4 protein-coding genes and 1 pseudogene are annotated in these 5,893 nt (G+C 69.5%); 4 read left to right on the top strand and 1 reads right to left on the bottom strand.

Features of this window, described 5'->3' with window-relative positions:
- Positions 1-84: 84 nt before the first annotated feature.
- Positions 85-498 carry a pyridoxamine 5'-phosphate oxidase family protein gene (locus tag ACFWN1_RS31025; protein ID WP_384369339.1) on the bottom strand — a complete coding sequence of 138 codons (414 nt, stop codon included), beginning with the start codon at positions 496-498 and terminating at the stop codon, positions 85-87.
- A 125-nt stretch (positions 499-623) separates the two neighbouring features.
- Here ACFWN1_RS31025 and clpB point away from each other — a divergent pair, with 125 nt between their 5' ends.
- The 4 genes and pseudogenes from clpB to ACFWN1_RS31005 all read left to right on the top strand — a co-directional run bounded on the left by clpB (position 624) and on the right by ACFWN1_RS31005 (position 5,885).
- Positions 624-3,221, top strand: coding sequence for an ATP-dependent chaperone ClpB (clpB, locus tag ACFWN1_RS31020; RefSeq protein WP_384369336.1), 2,598 nt, complete (start codon positions 624-626; stop codon positions 3,219-3,221).
- Between the two features lie 150 nt (positions 3,222-3,371).
- Positions 3,372-4,658 carry an ATP/GTP-binding protein gene (locus ACFWN1_RS31015; protein ID WP_384369333.1) on the top strand — a complete coding sequence of 429 codons (1,287 nt, stop codon included), beginning with the start codon at positions 3,372-3,374 and terminating at the stop codon, positions 4,656-4,658.
- Positions 4,636-5,219: pseudogene (locus ACFWN1_RS31010) on the top strand (RloB family protein). Before ACFWN1_RS31015 ends, ACFWN1_RS31010 begins: the two are co-directional and overlap by 23 nt.
- 135 nt (positions 5,220-5,354) lie before the next feature.
- Positions 5,355-5,885, top strand: coding sequence for a YbjN domain-containing protein (locus ACFWN1_RS31005; protein WP_384369330.1), 531 nt, complete (start codon positions 5,355-5,357; stop codon positions 5,883-5,885).
- Positions 5,886-5,893 lie beyond the last annotated feature (8 nt).

Here is a 5,893-nt window from a genome sequence, read left to right as displayed (position 1 = left end):
ACCGTGACCTGAACACGGTGACGCCGCTGCAGTTTCTGCGCATATTTCGGTGCATGCGCCCTCCGGCCACGTGGCCGGAACTGCTCAGCTGTTGCCGAGCGCGCGTTCCACCTCGATCTCGATGGCGACCCGGAGCGGGTTCTCCCGGGGCTCCCGGCCGTACCGCTCGGTGAAGCGCCGCTCCGCCTCCGCGACCGACTCCCGGTCCTCGCGCACCCGCGCCCGCCCCTCCAGGGTGGCCCAGCGCCGGCCGTCCACCTGGCACACCGCCACCCGGGCGCCCCCGGGCCCGGCCGCGCGCACGTGCGCCGCCTTCGCGCTGGTGCCGCTGGTGATGACGCGGGCGATCCCCGCGTCCGGGTCCCAGGTCACACAGACCGGCACAACATGCGGGCTGCCGTCCCGGCGCGGGGTGGTGAGCGTGCTCAGATGCCGCTCCCGCCAGAAGGCGAGGTACGCGTCGTCCGGTGCGTGCAGGTCTACGGAATGGGTGGCCATGACGGAAACCTAGCCAATCCGAGACCCGCGCCGCTTAATTGAGTGCAGGCGACTCAAGTTTGTGTACACTGGTCAGGTCATCAGTGGACAGCTGTGGAGTGGTTGCGGAAGGGGAGGACACGCACGTGGACGCCGAGCTGACCAACAGGAGCCGGGACGCGATCAACGCCGCGAGCCGGCGGGCCGTGACGGAGGGGCATCCCGATCTGACGCCCGCCCACCTGCTGCTGGCTCTGCTCGCGGGCGCCGAGAACGAGAACATCACCGACCTGCTCGCCGCCGTCGGTGCCGACCCGGCCGCCGTGCGCGCCGGGGCCGAGCGCGCCCTCGCCGCGCTGCCCAGCGTGACCGGCTCCACCGTCGCGCCCCCGCAGCCCGGCCGGGAACTGCTCGCCGTCCTGGCGGACGCCGACGAGCGCGCCGGGGACCTCGGGGACGACTACCTCTCCACCGAACACCTGCTGATCGGCCTCGCCGCCCGGGGCGGCGCCGCCGAGGACGTGCTCCAGAAGCAGGGAGCCACCGCCAGGAAGCTGCAAGACGCCTTTCAGAAGGCCAGAGGAGGACGCCGCGTGACCACCGCCGACCCCGAGGGTCAGTACAAGGCCCTGGAGAAGTTCGGCACCGACTTCACCGCCGCCGCCCGGGAGGGCCGCCTCGACCCGGTGATCGGCCGGGACCAGGAGATCCGCCGGGTCGTGCAGGTGCTGAGCCGCCGCACCAAGAACAACCCCGTCCTCATCGGTGAGCCGGGCGTCGGCAAGACCGCCGTGGTCGAGGGGCTGGCCCAGCGCATCGTCAAGGGCGACGTGCCGGAGTCCCTGAAGGACAAGCGGCTGGTCTCGCTGGACCTCGGCGCGATGGTCGCGGGCGCCAAGTACCGCGGTGAGTTCGAGGAGCGGCTGAAGGCCGTGCTCTCGGAGATCAAGGGCTCCGACGGGCAGATCATCACCTTCATCGACGAGCTGCACACCGTCGTCGGCGCGGGCGCCGGCGGCGACTCCGCGATGGACGCGGGCAACATGCTCAAGCCGATGCTGGCCCGCGGCGAGCTGCGCATGGTCGGCGCGACCACGCTGGACGAGTACCGCGAGCGGATCGAGAAGGACCCGGCGCTGGAGCGGCGCTTCCAGCAGGTGCTGGTGGCCGAGCCGAGCGTCGAGGACACCGTCGCCATCCTGCGCGGCCTGAAGGGGCGGTACGAGGCGCACCACAAGGTGCAGATCGCGGACAGCGCGCTGGTGGCCGCCGCGACCCTGTCCGACCGGTACATCACCTCCCGCTTCCTGCCCGACAAGGCGATCGACCTGGTGGACGAGGCCGCCTCCCGCCTCCGTATGGAGATCGACTCCTCGCCCGTCGAGATCGACGAACTCCAGCGCGGCGTCGACCGGTTGCGCATGGAGGAGCTGGCGATCGGCAAGGAGACCGACCCGGCCTCCCGCGAGCGCCTTGAGCGGCTGCGCCGCGACCTCGCCGACAAGGAGGAAGAGCTGCGCGGGCTCACCGCCCGCTGGGAGAAGGAGAAGCAGTCCCTCAACCGCGTCGGTGAGCTGAAGGAGCGCCTGGACGACCTGCGCGGCCAGGCCGAACGCGCCCAGCGCGACGGCGACTTCGACACCGCCTCCGAGCTGCTGTACGGGCAGATCCCGGAGCTGGAGAAGGAGTTGGAGGCCGCCTCCGAGGCCGAGGAGGAGGCCGCGAAGGACACCATGGTCAAGGAGGAGGTCGGCTCCGACGACATCGCGGACGTCGTCGCCGCCTGGACCGGCATCCCGGCCGGCCGCCTGCTGGAGGGCGAGACGCAGAAGCTGCTGCGGATGGAGGACGAGCTGGGCAAGCGGCTGATCGGCCAGAGCGAGGCCGTGCAGGCCGTCGCCGACGCGGTGCGCCGCTCGCGTGCCGGGGTCGCCGACCCGGACCGCCCCACCGGCTCCTTCCTGTTCCTCGGCCCGACCGGCGTCGGCAAGACCGAACTGGCCAAGGCCCTCGCTGACTTCCTCTTCGACGACGAGCGGGCCATGATCCGCGTCGACATGTCGGAGTATGGCGAGAAGCACAGCGTCGCCCGCCTGGTCGGCGCGCCCCCCGGCTACATCGGGTACGAGGAGGGCGGCCAGCTCACCGAGGCCGTGCGGCGTCGCCCGTACAGCGTGGTGCTGCTGGACGAGGTGGAGAAGGCGCACCCCGAGGTCTTCGACATCCTGCTCCAGGTGCTGGACGACGGCCGCCTGACGGACGGTCAGGGCCGCACCGTCGACTTCCGCAACACCATCCTGGTGCTCACCTCCAACCTGGGCAGCCAGTACCTGGTCGACCCGGCGCTCACCGAGGCGGAGAAGCGGCAGCGGGTGCTGGACACGGTGCGGGCCTCGTTCAAGCCGGAGTTCCTGAACCGGCTGGACGACCTGGTGGTGTTCTCCGCGCTCAGCGAGGCGGAGCTGGCCCGGATCGCCCGCCTCCAGATCGACCGCCTCGCCCGCCGCCTGGCCGAGCGGCGCCTCACCCTGGACGTCACCCCCGACGCCCTGGCCTGGCTCGCCGAGGAGGGCAACGACCCGGCCTACGGCGCCCGCCCCCTGCGCCGCCTCGTCCAGACAGCCATCGGCGACCGCCTCGCCAAGGAGATCCTCTCCGGCGACATCAAGGACGGCGACACGGTCCGGGTGTACCGCGAGGGTGAGGGGCTACGGGTGGGGCCGACCACGGGGAAGTCGCTCTGACCTGATGATGTCCAAAGGCCCGTCCCCCATTCGGGTGGCGGGCCTTTTCGCGCTGAGAACCGGAAGCTAGCCTTGGCTCGATGGCAGATATGCAATTCACTTGTTCACAAAAGCGGAGACGGGGGTCGTGCCATGCTTTTGAGTTTCAGAGTGGCCAATCATGGCTCGCTGCGCGATTCCCAGGAACTGAACCTGGTCCCCGCCTATGACGCCGACCGCCCCGCACTGCCCGTGGCCGCGATCTACGGCGCCAATGCCTCCGGCAAGTCGACGGTGATGAAGGCGTACCAGTTCTTCCTGGGTGCCGTACGTGACTCGCAGGCCCGGTGGCTCCCGGACGAGCCGGTGAAGCGTCGTCCCTTCCTCCTGGATCACGACAGCAGGCGCGAACCGTCCAGCTACGCGGTGGACTTGCTCATCGGCGGCGTCCGGTACGTCTACGGCTTCAGCGCCGGTGACCGGGCCATCGAGGAGGAATGGCTCTACTCCTACCCGAAGGCCCGGAAGCGTGTCCTGTTCGAGCGCGAGGGCGGTGCCGTGACGTTCGGGGCCTCGCTGACCGGCGAGCGTGCGGCCGCCGAGCGGATCATGCGGGCCAACAGCTTGTATCTGTCCGCCGCCGCTCAGTCCGGACACGTCGTGCTGAGTGCTGTGTGGGAGGCCCTGCGGGCGGTCGTTGTCATCGACGACGAGACACGGCAGGCCCTGCCGACGACCGGTTCCCTCACCGCGGCGGTGTTCGACTTCTTCGAGGAGACAGGTATCGCGCGGGCCGAGGAACTGCTGGCGGCCGCAGACCTCGGAGTGCACGGCCTACGAGCGAGCCAGGACGCGGACCCCAGGCTCATTCGCTCTGCCCAGGAGGTATGGAAAGAGCCGATGCCCACGGAGATCAGCGATGAGCTCAAGGCCGTCATCATGCAGTCCATGAGCAAGTCGCTCCGATTCGTCCACAGGGTCGGAGACGAGGAGTTCCTGCTGACGGCAGAGGATGAGTCCGCCGGCACGAAGACGTGGCTCACCCTGGTCACGTGGGCCCTGCTCGCGATCGCGCGAGGCACCCAGCTCTGGATCGACGAGGTCGACGTCAGCCTGCACTCCTTGCTGACCGCCAGGCTCGTCAAACTCTTCCAGAGCGCCGAACTGAACCCGCTCGGCGCCCAGCTCGTCTTCACCACGCACGACTCCTCCCTGTTGGGCACGATGCTCGGGGAAGAGGTGCTGCGCCGCGACCAGATCTGGTTCGTGGAGAAGGACGCGGCGAACGGTGCCTCGGAGCTGTACCCGCTCAGTGACTTCAAGCCGCGCAAGGGGGAGAACTTCGAACGGCGCTATCTGGCGGGGAGCTACGGCGCTGTGCCACTTCTGCCGGGCGGGGCCTTCGAGGACATGGTCGAGCACTACTGGGGGGCTCATGGCAAGGCCGTTTCCGCGTGAGGGATCGGGCCGCCGGCGTGGCCCCGTCCGGCGTTCGGCGCGCACGCTCCTGATCGTCTGTGGCAGCAAGGAGACCGAGTGCCAGTACTTCCAGGGCCTGCGCGAGCATCTTCGCAATGCTGCCGTGTCCGTGGTGGTCCGTGGCAAGGCGTGCTCGCCGACGCGGTTGGTCTCCTGGGCGAAGACCCAGCGTGGCCTCGCTGTCAGCGGCTACGACGAGGTCTGGTGCGTCTTCGACGTGGACCAGTACCCCGACGTGACTGCGGCCGTGACCGGCGCGCGGGCATCCGGGTGGCCGTCTCCCACCCGTGCTTCGAACTGTGGCTGCTGCTTCACTTCGCCGCGCACACGGCACACGCGCCGAGCTACAAGGCGCTGCTGCCGATCCTGCGCAAGCACGTGCCGGAATACGACAAGACGCGTGTCGACTTCACCGTCTACCGGGACGGCCGGACCGATGCGGTGGAGCGCGCCCGGAAGCTGGACTCCACCGGTGAGGACTACGCCCGGAATCCGTCGACCGGGGTATGGCAGCTCGTGGAGCGGATGGAAGAGCGCTGAGAGTGGGTACTCGCCGCTGAGAGCCCCGTACGGCGCAGGCGTGTCCGCCCGTGGCTGACAGGCCGTGCCGGGGCTTGCCACGGACCTCCCCCTCTGGGGGAGGATGGCGGAATTCCGTACGAAGGGAAAACCACGGTGAGCATCGACCCGTCCTCGATTCCGAACTTCGGGGGCCAGCCTGAGCAGCAGCCGCAGGGACCGGCGGGCCCCGTCCTCCCGGATCAGGACCTCGTGAAGCAGCTCCTGGACCAGATGGAGCTGAAGTACGTCGTGGACGAGGAGGGTGACCTCGCGGCGCCCTGGGAGCAGTTCCGCACGTACTTCATGTTCCGTGGCGAGGACGAGCAGCGCGTCTTCTCGGTGCGGACCTTCTTCGACCGCCCGCACCAGATCGAGGAGAAGGCGCGGCTGCTGGAGTCCATCGACGACTGGAACCGCCGCACCCTGTGGCCCAAGGTCTACACCCACACCCACGACGACGGCACGGTCCGCCTCATCGGCGAGGCCCAGATGCTGATCGGCACGGGCGTCGACCTCAACCACTTCGTCTCCTCCACGGTGAGCTGGGTCCGCGCGGCCATCGAGTTCGACAAGTGGCTCGCCGAGCAGCTCGGTCTGGAGCAGGAGATCGACGACGCCGAGGACTCGGGCGGGGACGTGGAGTAGTCCACCCC

This window comes from Streptomyces sp. NPDC058459 (assembly GCF_042721685.1).
Lineage (GTDB): Bacteria > Actinomycetota > Actinomycetes > Streptomycetales > Streptomycetaceae > Streptomyces.
This window is presented reverse-complemented; position numbering and strand designations above follow the sequence as displayed.